Below are 17,216 nucleotides of genomic sequence, written 5' to 3'. Positions count from 1 at the left end.
GTCAGTCCTCGCGCAGGGCCGCGCCCAGGGCCAGCAGCCAGCGCGCGCCTTCGGCGCCCTGCAGACCGGGCTCGGCCGTCAGATCCAGCACGGTGGCCAGGTCCAGCACCTCAACCTTTGTGGCCACCAGGCCGCCCAGATGAGCCACCAGGGCCGCCATGCCCGGCCCGGGCGCCACCAGCACCCGCCCCAGGCTGAGGTGACTGAAGCTGCGCTCAAAGCTGTCCAGCGTGCGCTGCACTTCCAGGGCCGCCCGGTCCAACGCGGCCTCGCGGCGGGCGTCGTCGTCGTGCACCAGGGTCTCGGCGCTCAACTCAATCTGGCGATACATCAGCAATTCGCCGTCCTGGGTCACGACCAGCGCCCCCTGACCGCTGCCAAAACTCAGCAGGGCCTGGGCGCGCCCAGCAGGCTCCAAGCGGCCACAGACATTGCGCAATGCGGTTTCGGGAATGTCGATGGCGGCCAGCGGCAGCCGCGCCTGCTCACAGGCCTCGACCCAGGGACGCAGGCGCGCCTTGGGTGCCAGCACCGCCAGCAGAGGCGTCTGACGGCGTTGCGCCGGATCCACCGGAATGCGCAGCAGGTCCAAGGCCGCATCCTCAGCGGCGAACTCGATTTGGCCCTTGAGCTGCCAACGCAGGGCATCGCGCCACTCGGCAGCGGGCAACTCGGGCGGCGCCTCGGTGGGCACGATCTGGTAGTGGGCGCGCTCCAGCAGCCACACGCGCCGGGTCTGAGTGGGATGGGCGCGCCGCAGGGCCGACAAGGTGGCCGCGCAGAGTTCCTCGTCCTCACCCCAGGCCCCCTGCCAGGTCCAGATCAGGCGGGGCGGCTGGCCGCCTTTGCCCGCCACCAGATGCGCGGCACGCAGGCTCTCGCCCAAGGGCAGCAGGGCCGTCCAGCCGGGTTCCGATCGAGCGCGTAGCAAGCCAGTAATCTCCTCAGCACACAGCCGGAGTATTTCAGCGTCAGCAGTATCACCCTGCTCCGGATAATCCCCCCCCATGTTGCGAATGCTGGTTGGCCTGGGCAACCCGGGCACTGAATACGAAGACACCCGCCACAACGCCGGCTTTGCCTGGGTGGATGCGGTGGCGCGCGAACTCAAGGTCTCGCTGCAGGCCGAACGCAGTTACTTCGGCCTGGCCGCGCGGGCGCGCACGGCACAGGGCGATGTCTGGCTGCTGGAGCCGATGACCTACATGAATCTTTCGGGCAAGTCGGTGGCGGCGCTGGCGCGCTTCTTCAAGATTCAGCCGCAGGAGATCCTGGTCGCGCACGATGAGTTGGACCTGCCGCCCGGCGAGATGAAGCTCAAGCGGGGCGGCAGTGCGGCCGGGCACAACGGGCTCAAGGATATGGCGGCCCAGTTGGGCTCGCAGGACTTCTGGCGCCTGCGCCTTGGCATCGGCCATCCGGGCCAGCGCGATGCGGTGGCCGGCTATGTGCTGCGCCGCGCGCCGGCAGCCGAACGCGATCTGCTGCAGGACTGCATCCACAAAAGCCTGCCCGCCCTGCCCTTGCTGCTGGCGGGCGAGTTCGACCGCGCCACCCAAGCCCTGCACGCCAAACCGCAGCGCCCCAAGCCGGCGCGCAAACCGGCGGCGGAGGGGCCCGAGGCCAGCGCATGATGTGGCAGCGAGGAGCGTGGGCGGCAGAAATCCAGCGCCGCGTTTTCATCCCCAAGGGGGTCAGGCTAGGCGCGGCGCGCAGCCCGGGCTGGCCGCCCGGGCAAGCGGCGCAACGACGCATCAGCCCCTTGGGAATGGAAACCCCGTGGGCCGGGGCGAATTGCGGGGCCATTCGTCGTTGCCGGCTCGTTGTGGGGGCCCGCCACACGCCTCCCCGGCGTCTAGACTGGCCCCGCAACTCGCCCCGGCGCGGGCTGGAGTTTCTGCCGCCCACGCTCCTAGCGCCCGCCTTACTCAGCATCTTTCTGCTGCTGAGCGGGACGCCAGCCCTTGCACAAGCACTGGCCCAAGCCCCCCAGCTGTACCGCTGTGGCCCCGAGGGTCGCCTGCTCACGGATCGACCGTGCCCACCGGGTCAGGCATCCTCGCAGTCTGCCCTCCCGACCGACCCGGTCGACCCGGCCCAGACCGAGGCTGCTCGCCGCCGCGCCGCCGCTGACGCCAGGGCCGCCGAACAGCTGCAGCGTCAGCGCGAGCGCTTTGAGTCCCAGGCCCGGCCCGGCGCCGCCGGCTTGAGCACCCCCCAGCCCGCCTCATCACCCGCACAGGGCAGCAAGGCCAAGGCCGCGCAAAAGAAGCAGCGCAAACCCCAGAAAGACGAGCCGCGCAAGGCGCGGGCAAACCCGTAAGTCCAGAGCCGCGTCCCGTCAAACTGCTCTGGCATCATGGCCGGATCAAACTGGGATGAGCCCGATGAGTGCTGAGGACGACGTCGATCTGGAGTTCGCGCCCGAGGGCCAGGCCCCAACCCCGCATGCGGTGTTGGACCCCTGGGTGATCCTGATCGTCGACGACGAGCCGCAGGTCCACGAAGTGACCGAGCTGGTGATGGCCGACTTCGAATTCGGCGGCCGGCACCTACTCTTCCTGCACGCCTATAGCGCGGCCGAAGCGCGCCGCCTTCTGCAGGGTCGGGACGACGTGGCCCTGATCCTGCTGGACGTGGTGATGGAGAGCGAACACGCGGGCCTGGATCTGGCGCGGGAGATTCGCGAGGACATGCGCAATGTGCGTTCGCGCATCGTGCTGCGTACCGGCCAGCCCGGCCAGGCGCCGGAAGAGCATGTCATCAAACACTACGACATCAACGACTACAAAGAAAAGACCGAGCTGACCAAGCGCAAGCTCAACACGGTCTTTTTTGCGGCGCTGCGCTCCTACCGCGACATCCTGATCATTGAGCAGAGCAAGCAGGCGCTGCGGCGCTCGATCCAGGCCATTCAGCGCATCTACGACTCGAAGAACCTGCGCGTCTTCGCCTCGGCCGTGCTCGACCAGGTGGCCCATTTGCTGGGCTACGAGGCGCGCGGCCTGTGTGCCAATCGGGTCGCGGCCTATGCCGCTTCACACCAAGAGGGTCGGCTGCTGGTGCTGGCCGCCACCCCCGAATACGCCGGCTTGCTGGAGCCCGAGCGCCTCGCCGAGCTGCCCGACCACGTCAAGCAGGCACTGGACCGCGCCGAGCGCGAGCAGCGTGGGCATTTCGATGCCCATCATTGCGTGGGCTACTACCGCACCCATGGCGGCAATGTCAGCCTGCTCTATATGGAGTTTTCGGACCCGGTGGACGCCGAGGCCCAGGAACTGCTGGAAATCTTCTGCGCCAATGTGGCGATCACCTACGAGAGCCTGCTGCTGCGCGAAGAAATTCAGGATACCCAGCGCGACACCGTCTACATCCTGGGCGAGGCCGTGGAGCGCCGCGCCCGCGAAGGCGGCGCCCATGTGCAACGCATCGCCGAGCTCTCGGCCCTGCTGGGCCAGGCCTGGGGCATGGAAACCGTGGACATCGAAATGCTGCGCCTGGCCGCCCCCCTGCACGATGTGGGCAAGGTGGGCGTGCCGGACACCATCCTGAACAAACCCGCCAAGTTGGATGCCGAGGAATGGTCCACGATGCAGGAACACGCCCGCCTCGGGCATGACCTGCTGAGCCGCAGTGATCGCCGCATCCTGCGCCTGGGCGCGCAGATCGCTCACGAGCACCACGAGCGCTGGGATGGCCAGGGCTATCCACAGGGTCTGGCAGGAGAACAGATTTCACTGCCCGGACGCATCGTCGGTCTGGCCGATGTGCTGGACTCCCTGCTCTCGGACCGGATCTACAAGCAGCGCTGGGACTTCGAGACCGCCATCGACTACGTCGAGAGCCAAGCCGGCCTGCACTTCGACCCGCGCCTGGTGCAGTTGCTGACCAACCGCCTCGACGCCGTGCGCGCCATTTATGCGCGCTACCCGGACGAAGACCTCACACCGGCTGCGACGTAAGGCGCAGGTACTTCTGCATCAGCCCCTGTGCATCTTCGACATGCGCGGGGTCTTTGGGGATGCAAGCCACCGGGCACAGCATGGCGCACTGCGGCTCGTCGAAATGGCCCACGCACTCGGTGCAGCGGGCAGGGTCGATGACATAGAACTCCGGCCCCATCGAGATGGCCTGATTCGGACAGACTGGCTCGCAGACGTCGCAGTTGATGCATTCGTCCGTAATCTTCAGCGCCATCAGCCTGCCCTCTTGGCCTGCAAGCGCGCCAGCACGCCGGCCCCGACAAACTTGGACACATCACCCCCCAGCATCGCAATCTCGCGCACAAAGGTGCCGCTGACGAATTGGTAGTCGTCGCCCGGGGTCAGAAACACGGTTTCGACCTCTGGCATCAGCTGGCGATTCATGCCGGCCATCTGGAACTCGTAGTCGTAGTCGCTGACCGCGCGGATACCGCGCACCACCACCTGCCCGCCTTGCGCGCGCACGAAGCTACTCAGCAGGCCCTCGAAGGCCACCACTTCGATCTGCGGTACATCGGCCAGCGCCTCGCGTGCCATGACCAGGCGCTCTTCCAGCGTAAACAAAGTCTTCTTGTGATGGGCTGCGGCCACCGCCAGGATGACGGAGGGGAATAGGCGCGCAGCACGCCGCAAAATGTCCTCGTGGCCGAGGGTGAGCGGGTCAAAGGTGCCCGGGTAGACGGCTTTCATGGGCCAGGATTGTCCTGCTTGAAAAGGTGGGCATGGGTGGCACCGGCCTTTACATGCCGATGGAGATGCAGCCCGACCGGCGGTGTCAGCTCGCGCGGTGCCTCCAAATAGACCCAGCCGTTATCACTCAGGGCCGGCACGGCCGCACTCAGCGCACGTTCGAACCAATCCGCCTCAAATGGCGGATCGAGCAGGATCAGATCAAAGGGCCCGCCTCGCAGCGCGGCGAAGGCATCGCCACACTGAACCTGCACCCGCTCGGCCGCGCCGGGCAAGCGCGTAAGCACCTGGCGCAGGCTGGCTGCGGCCTTGGAGTCACGCTCGATCAACTGCACTCGGCTGGCGCCGCGCGACGCCGCCTCCAGGCCCAGCGCACCGCTGCCCGCAAAGGCATCCAACACCCGCCAACCGCCAAGGTCCTGGCCCAGCCAGTTGAACAGGGTCTCGCGCAGGCGGTCGCCGGTCGGGCGCAGGCCCGGCAGATCCAACACCGGCAGCTTGGAGCGGCGCCAAACGCCGCCAACGATGCGGACTTCGCCAACCGACTTCTTCAAAGCCTGACCTCAATGCCCGCTGCGCGCATGAAGGCCTTGGCCTCGCCCACCGTGTGCTGGCCATCGTGAAAGATGCTGGCCGCCAGCACCGCATCCGCTCCGCCCTCGCGAATGCCATCGACCAGGTGCTGCAACGTGCCCACTCCGCCACTGGCGATCACGGGCACATCGACGGCATCGCTGACGGCGCGAGTGAGCGCCAGATTGAAGCCGGCACGCGTGCCATCTCGGTCCATGCTGGTGAGCAGAATTTCACCGGCACCCAGGGCCTGCAACTGCTGCGCCCAGGCCACGGCATCCAGCCCGGTGTCCTGGCGCCCGCCGTGGGTGTAGACGTTCCAGCCCTGGCGATCATTGGCCTTCGCATCAATCGCGACCACGATGCACTGCGAGCCATATTTGTCCGCACATTCGCGAATGAGCTGAGGGCGTGCCACCGCCGCCGAGTTGAAGCTGACCTTGTCGGCCCCGGCGTTCAGCAGGCGACGCACATCGGCCACTTCGCGCACGCCGCCGCCCACGGTCAGCGGAATGAAGACCTGATCGGCCACCGCCTCGATGATGGGCAGGATCAGGTCACGCCCATCAACGGTCGCGGTGATATCCAAGAAGGTCAGTTCGTCGGCACCCTGTTCGTTGTAGCGCGCCGCGGCTTCTACCGGGTCGCCCGCGTCACGCAGGCCGACGAAATTCACCCCTTTGACGACACGACCGCCCTTGACGTCCAGGCAGGGAATGATTCGCTTAGTCAGCACAGTTCGTCAGCATCAGGTCGCCAGCGCGTCGGCGCGCGCCTGCGCCTCGGCCAAATCGAGCGCGCCGGTGTAGATGGCCTTGCCACAGATCACGCCGCTGATGCCCTCGTCCTCGACCTTGCACAGGGCCTCAATGTCGGCCCAACCCGCCAGGCCGCCGCTGGCCACCACCGGGATACTCAACTGTTGAGCCAGGCGCACCGTGGCCTCGATATTGATGCCGCTGAGCATGCCGTCGCGACCGATGTCGGTATAGATCACACCCTCGATACCGTAGTCCTCGAACTTCTTGGCCAGGTCACCGACCTCGTGCCCGCTGAGCTTGCTCCAGCCCTCGGTGGCCACCTTGCCATCGCGTGCATCCAGGCCCACCCAGATGTGGCCGCCAAAGGCGGTGCAGGCGTCACGGATGAAGCCCGGGTTCTTCACGGCCGCCGTGCCGATGATGACGGCGCTGATGCCGTCATCCAGATAGCGCTCGATGGTGTCGAGGTCGCGGATGCCGCCACCCAGTTGCACCGGGATCTGATCACCCACTTCGCGCAGGATGGACTTGACCGCCGCCTCATTGACGGGTTTGCCGGCGAATGCGCCATTCAGATCGACCAGGTGCAGGCGCCGGGCGCCGGCATCCAGCCAGCGCCGCGCCATTGCGGCCGGGTCTTCTCCAAAGGTGGTTGCAGCATTCATGTCGCCCTGAGCCAGGCGCACGCAGTGGCCGTCCTTCAGGTCGATGGCAGGGATGAGGAGCATGGCGTCCAGGTGAGGAAGTTGCGGTAGAGGCGCAGGCCCAAGTCTGCGCTTTTCTCGGGGTGGAATTGCGTGGCAAAAATGTTATCCCGGGCCAGCGCACAGGCGAAGTCGCCGCCGTAGTCGGTGCGGGCAGCCACGTCCTCGGCCCGCGCCGGCTCAGCGAAGTAGCTGTGCACAAAGTAGAAGTGCGAACCGCTCGGAATCCCTTCCCAGCAGGGGTGTTCACGGCTCATGCGAACCCGGTTCCAGCCCATCTGCGGCACCTTGAAGCGGCTGCCATCGCTTTGCACGCGGCCCGCCAGATCGAAGCGACGCACCCGCCCCGGCAGCAGGCCCAGACCTGGCGTGTCCTGCTCCTCGCTGTGTTCCAGCAGCATCTGCATGCCCACACACACCCCCATCAAGGGCTTGCCCTGGGCCACCGCCTGCAGCACCGCGGCCTGAGCGCCGCTGGCGGCGAAGTGCGCCATGCAGTCGCGCATCGCGCCCTGGCCGGGCAGCACGATGCGATCGGCTGCCTGCACCTGGGCGACCTCATGCCCGACCACGACGTCCAGCGCCAGGCCCTGCGCCGCCGCGCGCACAGCCTGCGCCACCGAGCGCAGATTGCCCATGCCGTAGTCGAGGACGAGCACGGTGGGCATCAGAGGCTGCCCTTGGTCGAAGGGATGACGCCAGCGCTTCGCGGGTCCAGCGTGATGGCCATGCGCAGGGCGCGCGCAAAGGCCTTGAAGATGGTCTCGCACTGGTGGTGCGCGTTCTGGCCCTTGATGTTGTCAATGTGCAGACTGACGCCGGCGTGGTTGACGAAGCCCTGGAAAAACTCGAACACCAGTTGGGTGTCGAGCTGGCCGATCTGCCCGGCCGTGAAACGCACATCCATATGCAGTCCGGGGCGGCCCGAGCAGTCGAGCACCACGCGGCTGAGCGCCTCATCCAAGGGCACATAGGCGTGGCCGTAGCGCTGAATGCCGCGCTTGTCGCCCAAGGCCTGCGCAAAAGCTTGCCCCAGCGTGATGCCGACATCCTCAACGGTGTGGTGACCATCGATATGCAGATCGCCCTGAGCTTCAACGGTCAGGTCGATCAGGCCATGGCGGGCGATCTGGTCCAGCATGTGATCAAAGAAGCCGATGCCGGAGTTCAGTCGGGCCTGGCCGCTGCCATCGAGGTCCAGGGTGACGCGGATCTGGGTCTCGGCGGTGTTGCGCTCGACCTCGGCGCGACGGCGTGCATTGACGGGGGAGCAAGTCATTTCAAGGCCTCGATCAAAGCGGTGTTCTCGGCGGGCGTGCCAACGGTCAGGCGCAGGCAGTTGTGCAATAGCGGATGCATACCGCCGACGTTTTTGACCAGGATGCCCTGCCCCTTGAGCCGTGCAAAGGTGGCCGCGGCATCCGGAAAGCGCGCCAGCACCATATTGGCCTGGCTGGGAAAGGGGGTGACACCGGGCAGGGCCTGCAGCGCCCCAAAGAGGCGCTCGCGCTCAGTGCGAATCGCCTCTGCCTGCTCCGCAAAGACTTGCGCATGTTCCAGCGCAAACAACGCGGCCTCGGCGTTCAGTACGCTCACATTGAAAGGGGGGCGCAGCTTCTCGATTTGCGCCACCCACTCGCTGCGGCCCATCAGATAGCCGATGCGCACGCCGGCCAGGCCGAATTTGCTCAGGGTGCGCATCAAGAGCACATGAGGATGGCGGCGCAGCCAGTCCATCGAGTCGCGCTCGGCAAAGGGCTGGTAGGCCTCGTCCATCACCACCAGGCCGTGGCCCTGCATGGCACCGATGAGTTGCTCGATCGCCCCGGCATCCCAGAGCGTGCCGGTGGGGTTGTTCGGGTAGGCCAGCCACAGCAGGGCCGGCCGCTCTTTGGCGATGGCCTCCAGCAGGGCCGGCACATCCAGCGCAAAGTCTTCCGCGCGGCAAGGCAGGCCCACAAAGCGCGGACCGCTTTGCGCACCCAAAAGCTGGCAGGCCAGGCGGTACATCACAAAGCTGGGCTCGGGAGCCAGCACCGTGGCGCCGGGGCGGGCGACGGCCAGGGTGAGCAGGCTGATCAGCTCGTCCGAGCCATTGCCCAGCATCAATGCGCAGCCTTCGGGCAGCCGGGCGTGTGCGGCCAAGGCCGCGCGCAAGTCCTCAATGCGTTCGGCCGGATAGCGGTTCAGCGCCACGGCACCCAGGCGCTGGCCCAACTCGGCCTGCAGATGCGCCGGCAGCCGATAGGGGTTCTCCATCACGTCCAGCTTGATAAAACCCGCCGAGGGCTGCACCGCATAGGCCTGCAGGGCCTGAACGTCCTGGCGCAGCACCTGCGCTGCGATGGCGTCATGGCGCATCGAGCACCTCCACACCGGTCTTGAAGGGATTGAGCACGGTCACGCCGTCAAAGCTCTGCCCCTCGGGCAACTCATCACTGAGCACATAGCGGCAACCCTGGGCCTGGGCCGCGGCCAGCACCAGGCTGTCCCAGTAGCTCAGACCGTAGCGGGCCTCCACGGCAAAAGCGGCCTCGAAGGTGGCCGCGTCCTGCGGCCAGGGCTGCCAGTGCTGGTAGCGGCGCACCTCGGCGCGTGCGTCCCCCATCATCATGGGCTTGGCCTGGCGGGTGGCCGCCACATAAAACTCGTTCAACACCTGGATGCTGAGGCGACCGCAGCGGCGCTCCCACAGCTGGGCCAGCCAGGCCAGTGCGCGGCGCTGGCGCTCGGGCTCGCGGCCGTCCTCGCTGGCCAGCAACACGCCCACGTCGACAAACACCGGCGCCGTGCTCACTCGCCACTCCCGCGCTGCCGCTTGGCCCGCGTGGGCGTCGCCGCACCCTTCCAGCGTCGTTGGCGTTGCTGCCAGTCGGCCATGGCGCGCGCATAAGCATCGTCATGGCGCATTTTTTCGGCCAGCAACTCACCCACCAGACGCGACACGCTGGTGTCGCGGCGCGCGGCCTCCATGCGCACCCATTCGGCGACGCTCTCTTCCATGGTGATCGTGATGTTGCGCAAGGCCATGCCGCTATTGGACACGAATTCGGACACGAAATTCGTGTTGCACGATTTTCGTGTCGCGTTATCCCGGGTCCGTCCCGCGCGAAAGCTGCAGGTAGGCTTGCCGCCTCTTCTGACGGAGTTGCCCATGAGCGGATCTCGCACCCGATCGCTGCAGGAGGCCCCAGGACTGGCCCAACTGGCGGTCCAGATGCTGACCGAAGAGGGGCCGATCAGCCCTTTCAGCCGCGCGGACGCCGAGCAATTGCTGCCCTATCTGCGCCTGGTCGACGTGCCCAAGGGCGCCACCCTGATGCAAGAGGGCGACCAACTGCACACCGGGCATCTGCTGCTGGTGCTCGAAGGGCAAATCTCGGTTCACACCGTGGTGGCCGGCGCGTCCATCGAGGTGGCGGTGGTGGGGCCCGGTGATCTGCTGGGGGAGGTGGCCCTGCTAGACGGCGGGCCGCGCACGGCCTCTTGCTCGGCATTGAGCGAGGCCAAGGTGGCCGCCCTCGGGCGCCAGGCCCTGCATCAATTGCTGCAAGTCAATCCAGCCGTCGCCGCGCATCTGCTGGCCGCCTTGGGCCGGCGCATGGCCGGCCGCATTCGAGAGCTCGACGCGCAGTTGGAGATGTATATGCAACTGGTGGGCGAACAGCAGCAGCGCTAAGCGCCCCTGACCTTGAACACGGCCACCGCATCCACCAGATCGCGCGCCTGACGCTGCAGGCCTTCGGCCGCTGCGGCCATCTCCTCGACCAAGGCGGCGTTCTGCTGGGTGTTGGCATCCAGCGCCTCGATGGCCCGGCTGGCCACCGTGACCCCGGCTGACTGCGCCTGGCTGGCCTGGGTGATCTCGGCCATGGCCTGGCTGACGCGCTGGATGGCCTGCACCACCTCGCCCATGGTCTGGCCGGCACGGTCCACCAGGGCCGATCCGGCCTCCACCGACTCCACGCTGGCGTTGATCAAGGTCTTGATTTCACGCGCGGCCTCGGCTGAACGGCCGGCCAGCGAGCGCACCTCGCCGGCCACAACGGCAAAGCCACGCCCTTGCTCACCCGCACGCGCGGCCTCGACGGCGGCGTTGAGCGCCAGGATATTGGTCTGGAAGGCGATGCCATCGATCACGCTGATGATGTCGCTGATGCGCCGCGAGCTGGTGTTGATGTCCGCCATGGTGCGCACCACGTCGCCCACCACCTGACCGCCGCGCTCGGCCACGCCCGAGGCTTCCTCGGCCCACTGGCGCGCATGCTGGGCCTGGTTCTCGCTGCGCTGCACCTGCTGCTCCAACTCCTGCATCGAAGCCGCCGTGCGCTGCAACTCGGCGCTTTGCTGCTCAGTTCGCGTCGACAGGTCCATATTGCCGCGTGCGATCTCGGCGCTGGCGCTCGCCACCGTGTCAGAGCCCTGATGCACCGAGGCCACCACCTGGCTGAGCGAATGCTGCATCTGCTGCAACTGCGCCATCACGCTGCTGTGGTCGCCGAGTTGCAGCTCAATGTCCCCCGTCAAATCACCTTCCGCGACCTGCTCGGCCACGCGTTTGGCGGTCTTGGGCTCCCCGCCGAGTGGCCGCAGCACCAGGGTGGTCAGCAGCCCGTAAAGCGCCAGGCTGGTGGCCGCGATGCCCAACAGGGCCAGCCCCAGCGCCCAGCCTTGGAGCTGGCGCAGTCCGGCCTGAGCCTGGGCATCGGGCACCGTCACGCCAAAGGACCACGCCGTGTGGGTCTCGCCAATCTTCAGCGGATGGTAGAGACGCGTCACCCATCCCAGATCGGCATCCTGCACCCGCTCCACCAGGGGTTTGCCGGCCGCAATGGCCGCTTTGGCTTCGGCACTCAGCGCTGCGGGCTCGCCCAGCTTGGCGCCCGGCCGCCCGCCCACCAGCAGACCCCCGTTGGAGATCAGCTCGGCATAACCCGTGCCATAGGGTTTGATGGCCTCGATGCGGCGTTGGAATGCGCTCAAGGCCAAATCCACCGACACCACGCCGAGGAACTTGCCGCCTTCTTTGATGGGCACCACCGTGGTGGTCATCAGCACATCCTGCCCCCCTACCTTGTAGAGATAGGGTTCGGTCAGCAGCGGCTCACCGGTCTTGCGCGGGATCAGATACCAATCCCCCGCGCCCGGCTTCTCATAGTCCACCAGGGGCTCGACCGCAATCGTGCCGCTGCCGCGATTCCAGTAGGGAATGAGACGCCCGGTGTCGTCATGCACCGGCTTACCCACATACTCGGCATCCTTGCCATCAAAGGCATTGGGTTCCCAGGCGGTGCCCATGGCCAGCACGGTCGGATGGGCCTCCAAGACCGACTTCAGCAGCGCATCCACCTGCGCCCGATCCACCCCGCCTTGCAGACGCAGACCGCGCAGGGCGGCCGCCGTGCTGCGCGTCATGTCCAGCGCCAACTCCAGGGCGCGCGCTGCCTCCTGGGCCTGGGCCTCCGCCATCTGATCAGCCTGCGCCTCGATCAAGTCCTGCTGCTGCGCGCTGGCCTTGAAGATCAACACGCCGATCGCACCGGCAAAGGCCAACAACACCACGGCGGCCACCGCCATCAGAAAACGGGTGCGCAAACTGGCATTCGACAACAAAGACATGCTCACTCCTGCAAAGGTGACATCTCGAGGGGGCGAGGCCCCCTCCAAAGCGACTTCAGGGCAACAGCTTCTTCACTGTAGTGCCGAGCTTGATCATCTGATCCTCGGGCAACCAATGACCGGTTCGCTCATCACGGCCTTGCAGGACAAAGCGTGGCGCGGCCGATGCGGCCTGCTCAACCGCCTGCTTGCACAGCGTCCCGATCGGCCCCTTCTTGAGCCGATTGACGATCAAACTGAACTCGGTATCGGGGAAGTCGCGCAGCATGTCGTAGTCGCCATCACTGTCGCCAAACACCATCAAGGGACCGTAACCCTTCTTGCTCTGCAACTCGCGCTTGATGACTTCGGTCTTGCCCGGCCCCCAGTTCAACGGCCAGCCTTTACGGTACTCGGGCTTGTAGACATTGCCCTCCATCTCCAGACGCAGGCCAATCACGTTCTCGGGCTTGACGTGGTAGCCGTACTTCGGCGTGCTGGCAAACACCCGCACCACGTCTTCCAAGGAGGCGGTCGAAACGTAGACATCGACGCCATGGTGACGCAGCGCCGCCATGATGTTGGCAATTTCCGGGGTCAGGCGCAGACCTAAGTTCTGCGAGACCGTCACCACCCCCGCCTTGCCAGGCAATGAGGCCGGGCTGGTGTGCTTGACCTTGCGCAGCGCATCACCCAAACCATGGTCGTTCGAGGCCTCGGCCAGGGCCGAAACCTGCTCCACCGTCAGCCCACCGAATAGATAGACCACCCAGGGATAGCCAACTGCCGTGCCATGGGTATCGTTGATGGCTTCGTACAGGAAGTAGAGCTTGGCGCGGAAGTCCTGGAACTGCTCGGTGGCGTGCATTTCCTCCAGGCTGCGCGATCCCTTCATGCCTTTGTAATTGGCCCACAGGAACTGGTAGTCGCTCATCAGATCGGCCACCACGGTCTCCAGCGAGGTCTGCTCGCCGGCTGCATTCTTGAAGGCAGGCAGAAAATTGCCGGGAGGCACGTTGCGCGTGATCGCGCCCTGGAACTGCTCGGGCGGCATGGCGAAGGCCAGCTGGTTGATCTGGTACATCAACAGGGCCTCCTCGGTGTCATTCATGATCGAGGTGTTGTCCCAGTCGAACACCGCGTAGGGGCGCTGCTTGGACTTGGCCGCTTTGCGCAACACCGCCTGGAAACGCGCCTTCACCACAGGGGCAAAAGCACCGGCTCCGAGCATGTCATGGCCCGCCCCGTGGCCCATCCCCTTGCCTTCGTGACCCTTGGCACTGGCCTGCTGCGGTAGGGCCAAGGTGGCGAGACCGGCCATGCCCAGCAGGCCGGAGAGTTGACGACGTTTCATGCGCGCTCCTTGAATCAGATTTCGGGAGCCGCAAGCATAGTCACCGCAGAGCCGAATCCAACCTCAGGCGAGCCGAGGAGGCGTGCGCCGCCAACCCCTCGCCCTGCGCCAGAACATCGGCCACCGGCCCCAGCACTTGCGCACCCGGTGCGCTGATATCGATCAGGCTTGAGCGTTTGACAAAGTCATAGACCCCCAGCGGCGAGCTGAAGCGCGCCGTGCCGCTGGTGGGCAACACATGGTTGGGTCCGGCGCAGTAATCGCCCAAGGACTCCGAGGCAAAGGCCCCCAGGAAGATCGCGCCGGCATGCTTCAAATGCGGCAGCCATTGGCGCGGCTGCGCGGCGCTCACTTCCAGGTGCTCAGGGGCGATGCGGTTACTCAGCGCACAGGCCTCTTCCATGCTGCGGGTGTGGATCAGCCCGCCACGGCCCTCGAGACTGGCGCGGATGACCGCCGCGCGCGGCATCTCGGGGAGCAGCCGTTCCATGGCTGCGGCCACGGCCTCGATGTAGGCGGCATCCGGGCAGAGCAGGACGCTTTGCGCCAGCTCATCGTGCTCGGCCTGGCTGAACAGATCCATGGCCACCCAGTCCGGATTTACCGTGCCATCGGCCAACACCAGGATTTCGCTGGGGCCGGCAATCATGTCGATGCCCACCTGCCCGAACACCCGACGCTTGGCCGCCGCCACATAGGCATTGCCCGGGCCGGTGATCTTGTCCACGCGCGGGATCGTGGCCGTGCCGAAGGCCAGGGCCCCCACGGCCTGCGCGCCGCCCATCGTGAACACCCGGTGCACGCCGGCCAGATGCGCGGCCGCCAGCACCAGCTCGTTGCGCACGCCCTTGGGCGTGGGCACCACCATGATGATCTCGCCCACCCCGGCCACCTGGGCGGGGATGGCATTCATCAGCACCGAACTCGGATAGGCCGCCTTGCCGCCGGGCACATAGATGCCCACACGGTCCAGCGGCGTGACCTGCTGGCCGAGCCGGTTGCCCTCCTCGTCCGTGAATTCAAAGCCCTGGCAGCAGGCCTGGGCCTGCGCCTGGTGATAGCGGCGCACGCGCTCGGCGGCGGTCTGCAGCGCTTGGCGCTGGGCCGCCGGCAAGCCCTCAAAAGCGGCTTTCAGTTCGGCCGCGGGAATCTCCAGCTCGGCCACCGAGCTGGCCCACACACCGTCGAACTGGCCGGTGCGCGCCAGCACCGCCGCATCGCCCTGGGTCCGCACCTCGGCCAGGATGCCGGCCACCACCTGCTCGATGCCACTGTCGGTCTCTTCGCTCCAATGCAGCAGGCGCTGCAGTTGGACGTCGAAATCGGCTTGGACGGTCGAGAGGCGGGTGATGTTCATGCGAGAGCGGGAGAGGACGACACAGCGGATTGAAGGGCCTGCAGCAGCGGCCGGATGCGCTCGCGCTTGAGCTTGGCGGCCACCGGATTCAGCACCAGATGTGACGAGATGGGCAGGATGTGCTCGACCTCGACCAAGTCATTGGCCTTGAGCGTGGCGCCGCTGCTGACCAGGTCGACGATGGCGTCGGCCAGACCCGTCAGGGGCGCCAGTTCCATCGAACCGTAGAGCTTGATCAGATCGACGTGCACGCCCTTGTCGGCAAAGTGCTGGCGCGCCAGCTGGGTGTACTTGGTGGCCACGCGGATGCGTGCGCCCTGGCGCACCGCGGCCTGATAGTCGAAATCCGTGCGGGTAGCCACCGAGAGCCGGCAGCGCGCGATCCGCAAATCCAGCGGACGCAGCAATGCCCCACCGCCGATCTGTCCACCATAAGGACCCGCCTCGTGCTCCAACAGCACATCCAGGCCCGCTACACCCACATCAGCGCCGCCATGCTGCACATAGGTCGGCACATCGCTGGCGCGCACCAGCACCACGCGCACATCGGGCAGATTGGTGCGCAGGATCAGCGCGCGGCTTTTCTCGGGGTCGTCCAGCACCTCGATGCCGGCCGCCTTCAACAGCGGCAGGGTGTCGTCAAAGATACGGCCCTTGCTGAGCGCCAGCGTGAGGCTCATGCCGAGATCCGTTCGATATCGGCGCCCAGGCCGCGCAGCTTGGCTTCCATCTGCTCGTAGCCACGATCCAGGTGGTAGATGCGATCCACCACGGTCTCGCCATCGGCACACAGACCGGCGATCACCAGGCTGGCCGAGGCGCGCAGGTCCGTGGCCATCACGGTGGCGCCGCTCAGGCGCTCCACCCCGCTGACCACTGCCATATGCCCATCCACCTCGATATGGGCGCCCAGACGCACCAGCTCGTTCACGTGCATGAAGCGGTTCTCAAAGATGGTCTCGCTGATGCGCGCCATGCCACTGGCCACGCAATTCACCGCCATCAGCTGAGCCTGCATGTCGGTGGGGAAGGCCGGGTACTCGCTGGTGCGAAAGCCCACTGCCAGAGGCCGCGTGCTCATGCTGATGCGCAGCTGACCGTTGATGGCATTGATGCTGGCCCCGGCCTCGCGCAGCTTTTCGATCAGGGCGTCCAGATGGTCGGCGCGTGAGCCCACCAGGGCCACATCGCCGCCGGCCGCTGCCACAGCGCACAGAAAGGTGCCGGCCTCGATGCGGTCGGGCACGATGCTGTGCGCTTCCTGCGGCGCATGCAGACGCTCCACGCCCTGGATCACGATGCGGCTGGTGCCATGGCCCGTGATCTTGGCGCCCATCTTGATCAGCAGCTCGGCCAGGTCGGTGACCTCGGGCTCCTGGGCGGCGTTCTCCAGCACCGTCTCGCCCTCGGCCAGGCAGGCGGCCATCAGGAAGTTCTCGGTGCCAGTGACCGTGATCATGTCGGTGGTGATGCGCGCGCCCTGCAGTTTCCCGTTCGGGCGGCCATTCACCTTGGCAATGATGTAGCCATGCTCGACACGGATGTCTGCACCCATGGCCTGCAGGCCCTTGATGTGCTGATCCACCGGGCGCGAGCCGATCGCGCAGCCACCCGGCAGGCTGACCGTGGCTTCGCCAAAGCGAGCCAGCAAGGGCCCCAGGGCCAGGATGCTGGCGCGCATGGTCTTCACCAACTCGTAGGGGGCTTCGGGGCTGGTCACCGTGCCGGCATTGAGTTGCAAGCGGTGGCTGTCGCCCTGCCACTCCACGCCCGCGCCCATATTGCGCAGCAGCTTGATCATGGTCTGCACGTCCTGCAGGCGCGGCACGTTGTCCAGCACCATCGGCTCTTCGGTCAGCAAGGCGGCGCAGAGCTCGGGCAGAGCGGCGTTCTTGGCCCCCGAGATGGTGACGGTGCCGTTCAGCGGCTTGCCGCCGCGGATGAGTAGCTTGTCCATCAGGCTTGGTGCTCCGCAGGGGTCAGGGTCTTCATCGACAGGGCATGAATCTGTTCGCGCATGCGCTCGCCCAGGGCGGCGTACACGCGCTGGTGGCGGCGCACCCGGCTCAGGCCCTCGAACTCGGCGCTGACGATGGTGGCAAAGAAATGCCGGCCGTCGCCCTCCACGTCCAGATGGGTACAAGGCAGGCCAGCAGCAATGAAGTCACGGACTTCTTGGGGGGTGGGGTCGCTCAT

21 protein-coding genes are annotated in these 17,216 nt (G+C 66.5%); 3 read left to right on the top strand and 18 right to left on the bottom strand.

From position 1 onward, the window contains the following. Position 1 precedes the first annotated feature (1 nt). On the bottom strand, positions 2-931 hold the full coding sequence (gene pilM / locus FF090_RS05235; RefSeq protein WP_138855725.1) for a type IV pilus biogenesis protein PilM: 930 nt from the start codon (positions 929-931) through the stop codon (positions 2-4). A 76-nt stretch (positions 932-1,007) separates the two neighbouring features. Between pilM and pth the strand changes: the two genes are divergently transcribed. Then, a complete protein-coding gene (gene pth, locus FF090_RS05230) occupies positions 1,008-1,634 on the top strand; it encodes an aminoacyl-tRNA hydrolase (RefSeq protein WP_138855724.1) in 627 nt (208 codons plus the stop codon). 526 nt (positions 1,635-2,160) lie between these two features. On the opposite strand, the gene FF090_RS05225 is transcribed toward pth, so the two are convergent. After that, entirely contained in the window at positions 2,161-2,361 is a 201-nt protein-coding gene (locus FF090_RS05225) for a hypothetical protein (protein ID WP_138855723.1), read from the bottom strand. Between the two features lie 26 nt (positions 2,362-2,387). Between FF090_RS05225 and FF090_RS05220 the strand changes: the two genes are divergently transcribed. Then, on the top strand, positions 2,388-3,962 hold the full coding sequence (locus tag FF090_RS05220) for a DUF3369 domain-containing protein (RefSeq protein WP_175423533.1): 1,575 nt from the start codon (positions 2,388-2,390) through the stop codon (positions 3,960-3,962). On the opposite strand, the gene FF090_RS05215 is transcribed toward FF090_RS05220, so the two are convergent. From FF090_RS05215 to FF090_RS19115, 10 genes are read right to left on the bottom strand one after another with little or no spacing between them, the layout of a single operon-like run. After that, positions 3,943-4,197 carry a YfhL family 4Fe-4S dicluster ferredoxin gene (locus FF090_RS05215; RefSeq protein ID WP_138855721.1) on the bottom strand — a complete coding sequence of 85 codons (255 nt, stop codon included), beginning with the start codon at positions 4,195-4,197 and terminating at the stop codon, positions 3,943-3,945. The two genes, FF090_RS05220 and FF090_RS05215, sit on opposite strands and share 20 nt — an antisense overlap. Continuing rightward, entirely contained in the window at positions 4,197-4,673 is a 477-nt protein-coding gene (gene coaD, locus FF090_RS05210) for a pantetheine-phosphate adenylyltransferase (RefSeq protein ID WP_138855720.1), read from the bottom strand. Before coaD ends, FF090_RS05215 begins: the two co-directional genes overlap by 1 nt. Next, positions 4,670-5,227 (bottom strand): 16S rRNA (guanine(966)-N(2))-methyltransferase RsmD, encoded by a 558-nt coding sequence (gene rsmD / locus FF090_RS05205; RefSeq protein ID WP_138855719.1) that lies wholly within the window; start codon positions 5,225-5,227, stop codon positions 4,670-4,672. Before rsmD ends, coaD begins: the two co-directional genes overlap by 4 nt. Continuing rightward, on the bottom strand, positions 5,224-5,982 hold the full coding sequence (gene hisF / locus FF090_RS05200; RefSeq protein WP_138855718.1) for an imidazole glycerol phosphate synthase subunit HisF: 759 nt from the start codon (positions 5,980-5,982) through the stop codon (positions 5,224-5,226). Before hisF ends, rsmD begins: the two co-directional genes overlap by 4 nt. Before the next feature lie 12 nt (positions 5,983-5,994). Continuing rightward, positions 5,995-6,735, bottom strand: coding sequence for a 1-(5-phosphoribosyl)-5-[(5-phosphoribosylamino)methylideneamino]imidazole-4-carboxamide isomerase (gene hisA / locus FF090_RS05195; protein ID WP_138855717.1), 741 nt, complete (start codon positions 6,733-6,735; stop codon positions 5,995-5,997). Next, positions 6,708-7,379 carry an imidazole glycerol phosphate synthase subunit HisH gene (gene hisH / locus FF090_RS05190; protein WP_138855716.1) on the bottom strand — a complete coding sequence of 224 codons (672 nt, stop codon included), beginning with the start codon at positions 7,377-7,379 and terminating at the stop codon, positions 6,708-6,710. The genes hisA and hisH overlap by 28 nt, the downstream gene beginning before the upstream one ends. Continuing rightward, the gene (hisB, locus tag FF090_RS05185) at positions 7,379-7,990 is read right to left on the bottom strand and encodes an imidazoleglycerol-phosphate dehydratase HisB (protein ID WP_138855715.1); all 612 of its coding nucleotides are present in this window, start codon (positions 7,988-7,990) and stop codon (positions 7,379-7,381) included. Before hisB ends, hisH begins: the two co-directional genes overlap by 1 nt. After that, positions 7,987-9,072 (bottom strand): histidinol-phosphate transaminase, encoded by a 1,086-nt coding sequence (hisC, locus tag FF090_RS05180; RefSeq protein ID WP_138855714.1) that lies wholly within the window; start codon positions 9,070-9,072, stop codon positions 7,987-7,989. The genes hisB and hisC overlap by 4 nt, the downstream gene beginning before the upstream one ends. Then, positions 9,062-9,508, bottom strand: a complete 447-nt coding sequence (locus FF090_RS05175) for a PIN domain-containing protein (protein WP_175423532.1) — start codon at positions 9,506-9,508, stop codon at positions 9,062-9,064. The genes hisC and FF090_RS05175 overlap by 11 nt, the downstream gene beginning before the upstream one ends. Next, positions 9,505-9,768, bottom strand: coding sequence for a CopG family transcriptional regulator (locus FF090_RS19115; protein WP_310732989.1), 264 nt, complete (start codon positions 9,766-9,768; stop codon positions 9,505-9,507). The genes FF090_RS05175 and FF090_RS19115 overlap by 4 nt, the downstream gene beginning before the upstream one ends. Before the next feature lie 97 nt (positions 9,769-9,865). Between FF090_RS19115 and FF090_RS05170 the strand changes: the two genes are divergently transcribed. Further along, positions 9,866-10,390 (top strand): Crp/Fnr family transcriptional regulator, encoded by a 525-nt coding sequence (locus tag FF090_RS05170; protein WP_175423531.1) that lies wholly within the window; start codon positions 9,866-9,868, stop codon positions 10,388-10,390. Here FF090_RS05170 and FF090_RS05165 read toward each other — a convergent pair. Genes FF090_RS05165 through FF090_RS05140 form a run of 6 tightly spaced genes read right to left on the bottom strand, consistent with a single transcriptional unit; the run spans position 10,387 to position 17,216 of the window. Next, positions 10,387-12,330, bottom strand: a complete 1,944-nt coding sequence (locus FF090_RS05165) for a methyl-accepting chemotaxis protein (protein ID WP_138855712.1) — start codon at positions 12,328-12,330, stop codon at positions 10,387-10,389. The genes FF090_RS05170 and FF090_RS05165 overlap by 4 nt on opposite strands. 55 nt (positions 12,331-12,385) lie before the next feature. Beyond that, positions 12,386-13,663: a haloacid dehalogenase-like hydrolase gene (locus FF090_RS05160; RefSeq protein ID WP_138855711.1), complete on the bottom strand. Its 1,278-nt coding sequence runs from the start codon at positions 13,661-13,663 to the stop codon at positions 12,386-12,388. 40 nt (positions 13,664-13,703) lie between these two features. After that, the gene (gene hisD, locus FF090_RS05155; protein ID WP_138855710.1) at positions 13,704-15,020 is read right to left on the bottom strand and encodes a histidinol dehydrogenase; all 1,317 of its coding nucleotides are present in this window, start codon (positions 15,018-15,020) and stop codon (positions 13,704-13,706) included. Next, positions 15,017-15,700: an ATP phosphoribosyltransferase gene (hisG, locus tag FF090_RS05150; protein ID WP_138855709.1), complete on the bottom strand. Its 684-nt coding sequence runs from the start codon at positions 15,698-15,700 to the stop codon at positions 15,017-15,019. The genes hisD and hisG overlap by 4 nt, the downstream gene beginning before the upstream one ends. After that, positions 15,697-16,977: a UDP-N-acetylglucosamine 1-carboxyvinyltransferase gene (gene murA / locus FF090_RS05145; RefSeq protein ID WP_138855708.1), complete on the bottom strand. Its 1,281-nt coding sequence runs from the start codon at positions 16,975-16,977 to the stop codon at positions 15,697-15,699. The genes hisG and murA overlap by 4 nt, the downstream gene beginning before the upstream one ends. Next, a complete protein-coding gene (locus FF090_RS05140) occupies positions 16,977-17,216 on the bottom strand; it encodes a BolA family protein (RefSeq protein ID WP_138855707.1) in 240 nt (79 codons plus the stop codon). The genes murA and FF090_RS05140 overlap by 1 nt, the downstream gene beginning before the upstream one ends.

This window comes from Inhella inkyongensis (genome assembly GCF_005952805.1).
Lineage (GTDB): Bacteria > Pseudomonadota > Gammaproteobacteria > Burkholderiales > Burkholderiaceae_C > Inhella > Inhella inkyongensis.
This window is presented reverse-complemented; position numbering and strand designations above follow the sequence as displayed.

What these genes read in the sequence shown, in the direction of transcription:
- pth (WP_138855724.1), top strand. Translation starts at nt 1,008, where the DNA reads ATGTTGCGAATGCTGGTTGGCCTGGGCAACCCGGGCACTGAATACGAA.
- FF090_RS05225 (WP_138855723.1), bottom strand. Translation starts at nt 2,361, where the DNA reads ATGATGCCAGAGCAGTTTGACGGGACGCGGCTCTGGACTTACGGGTTT.
- FF090_RS05220 (WP_175423533.1), top strand. Translation starts at nt 2,388, where the DNA reads ATGAGTGCTGAGGACGACGTCGATCTGGAGTTCGCGCCCGAGGGCCAG.
- FF090_RS05215 (WP_138855721.1), bottom strand. Translation starts at nt 4,197, where the DNA reads ATGGCGCTGAAGATTACGGACGAATGCATCAACTGCGACGTCTGCGAG.
- coaD (WP_138855720.1), bottom strand. Translation starts at nt 4,673, where the DNA reads ATGAAAGCCGTCTACCCGGGCACCTTTGACCCGCTCACCCTCGGCCAC.
- hisA (WP_138855717.1), bottom strand. Translation starts at nt 6,735, where the DNA reads ATGCTCCTCATCCCTGCCATCGACCTGAAGGACGGCCACTGCGTGCGC.
- hisH (WP_138855716.1), bottom strand. Translation starts at nt 7,379, where the DNA reads ATGCCCACCGTGCTCGTCCTCGACTACGGCATGGGCAATCTGCGCTCG.
- hisB (WP_138855715.1), bottom strand. Translation starts at nt 7,990, where the DNA reads ATGACTTGCTCCCCCGTCAATGCACGCCGTCGCGCCGAGGTCGAGCGC.
- hisC (WP_138855714.1), bottom strand. Translation starts at nt 9,072, where the DNA reads ATGCGCCATGACGCCATCGCAGCGCAGGTGCTGCGCCAGGACGTTCAG.
- FF090_RS05170 (WP_175423531.1), top strand. Translation starts at nt 9,866, where the DNA reads ATGAGCGGATCTCGCACCCGATCGCTGCAGGAGGCCCCAGGACTGGCC.
- FF090_RS05165 (WP_138855712.1), bottom strand. Translation starts at nt 12,330, where the DNA reads ATGTCTTTGTTGTCGAATGCCAGTTTGCGCACCCGTTTTCTGATGGCG.
- FF090_RS05160 (WP_138855711.1), bottom strand. Translation starts at nt 13,663, where the DNA reads ATGAAACGTCGTCAACTCTCCGGCCTGCTGGGCATGGCCGGTCTCGCC.
- hisD (WP_138855710.1), bottom strand. Translation starts at nt 15,020, where the DNA reads ATGAACATCACCCGCCTCTCGACCGTCCAAGCCGATTTCGACGTCCAA.
- hisG (WP_138855709.1), bottom strand. Translation starts at nt 15,700, where the DNA reads ATGAGCCTCACGCTGGCGCTCAGCAAGGGCCGTATCTTTGACGACACC.
- murA (WP_138855708.1), bottom strand. Translation starts at nt 16,977, where the DNA reads ATGGACAAGCTACTCATCCGCGGCGGCAAGCCGCTGAACGGCACCGTC.
- FF090_RS05140 (WP_138855707.1), bottom strand. Translation starts at nt 17,216, where the DNA reads ATGAGCGACCCCACCCCCCAAGAAGTCCGTGACTTCATTGCTGCTGGC.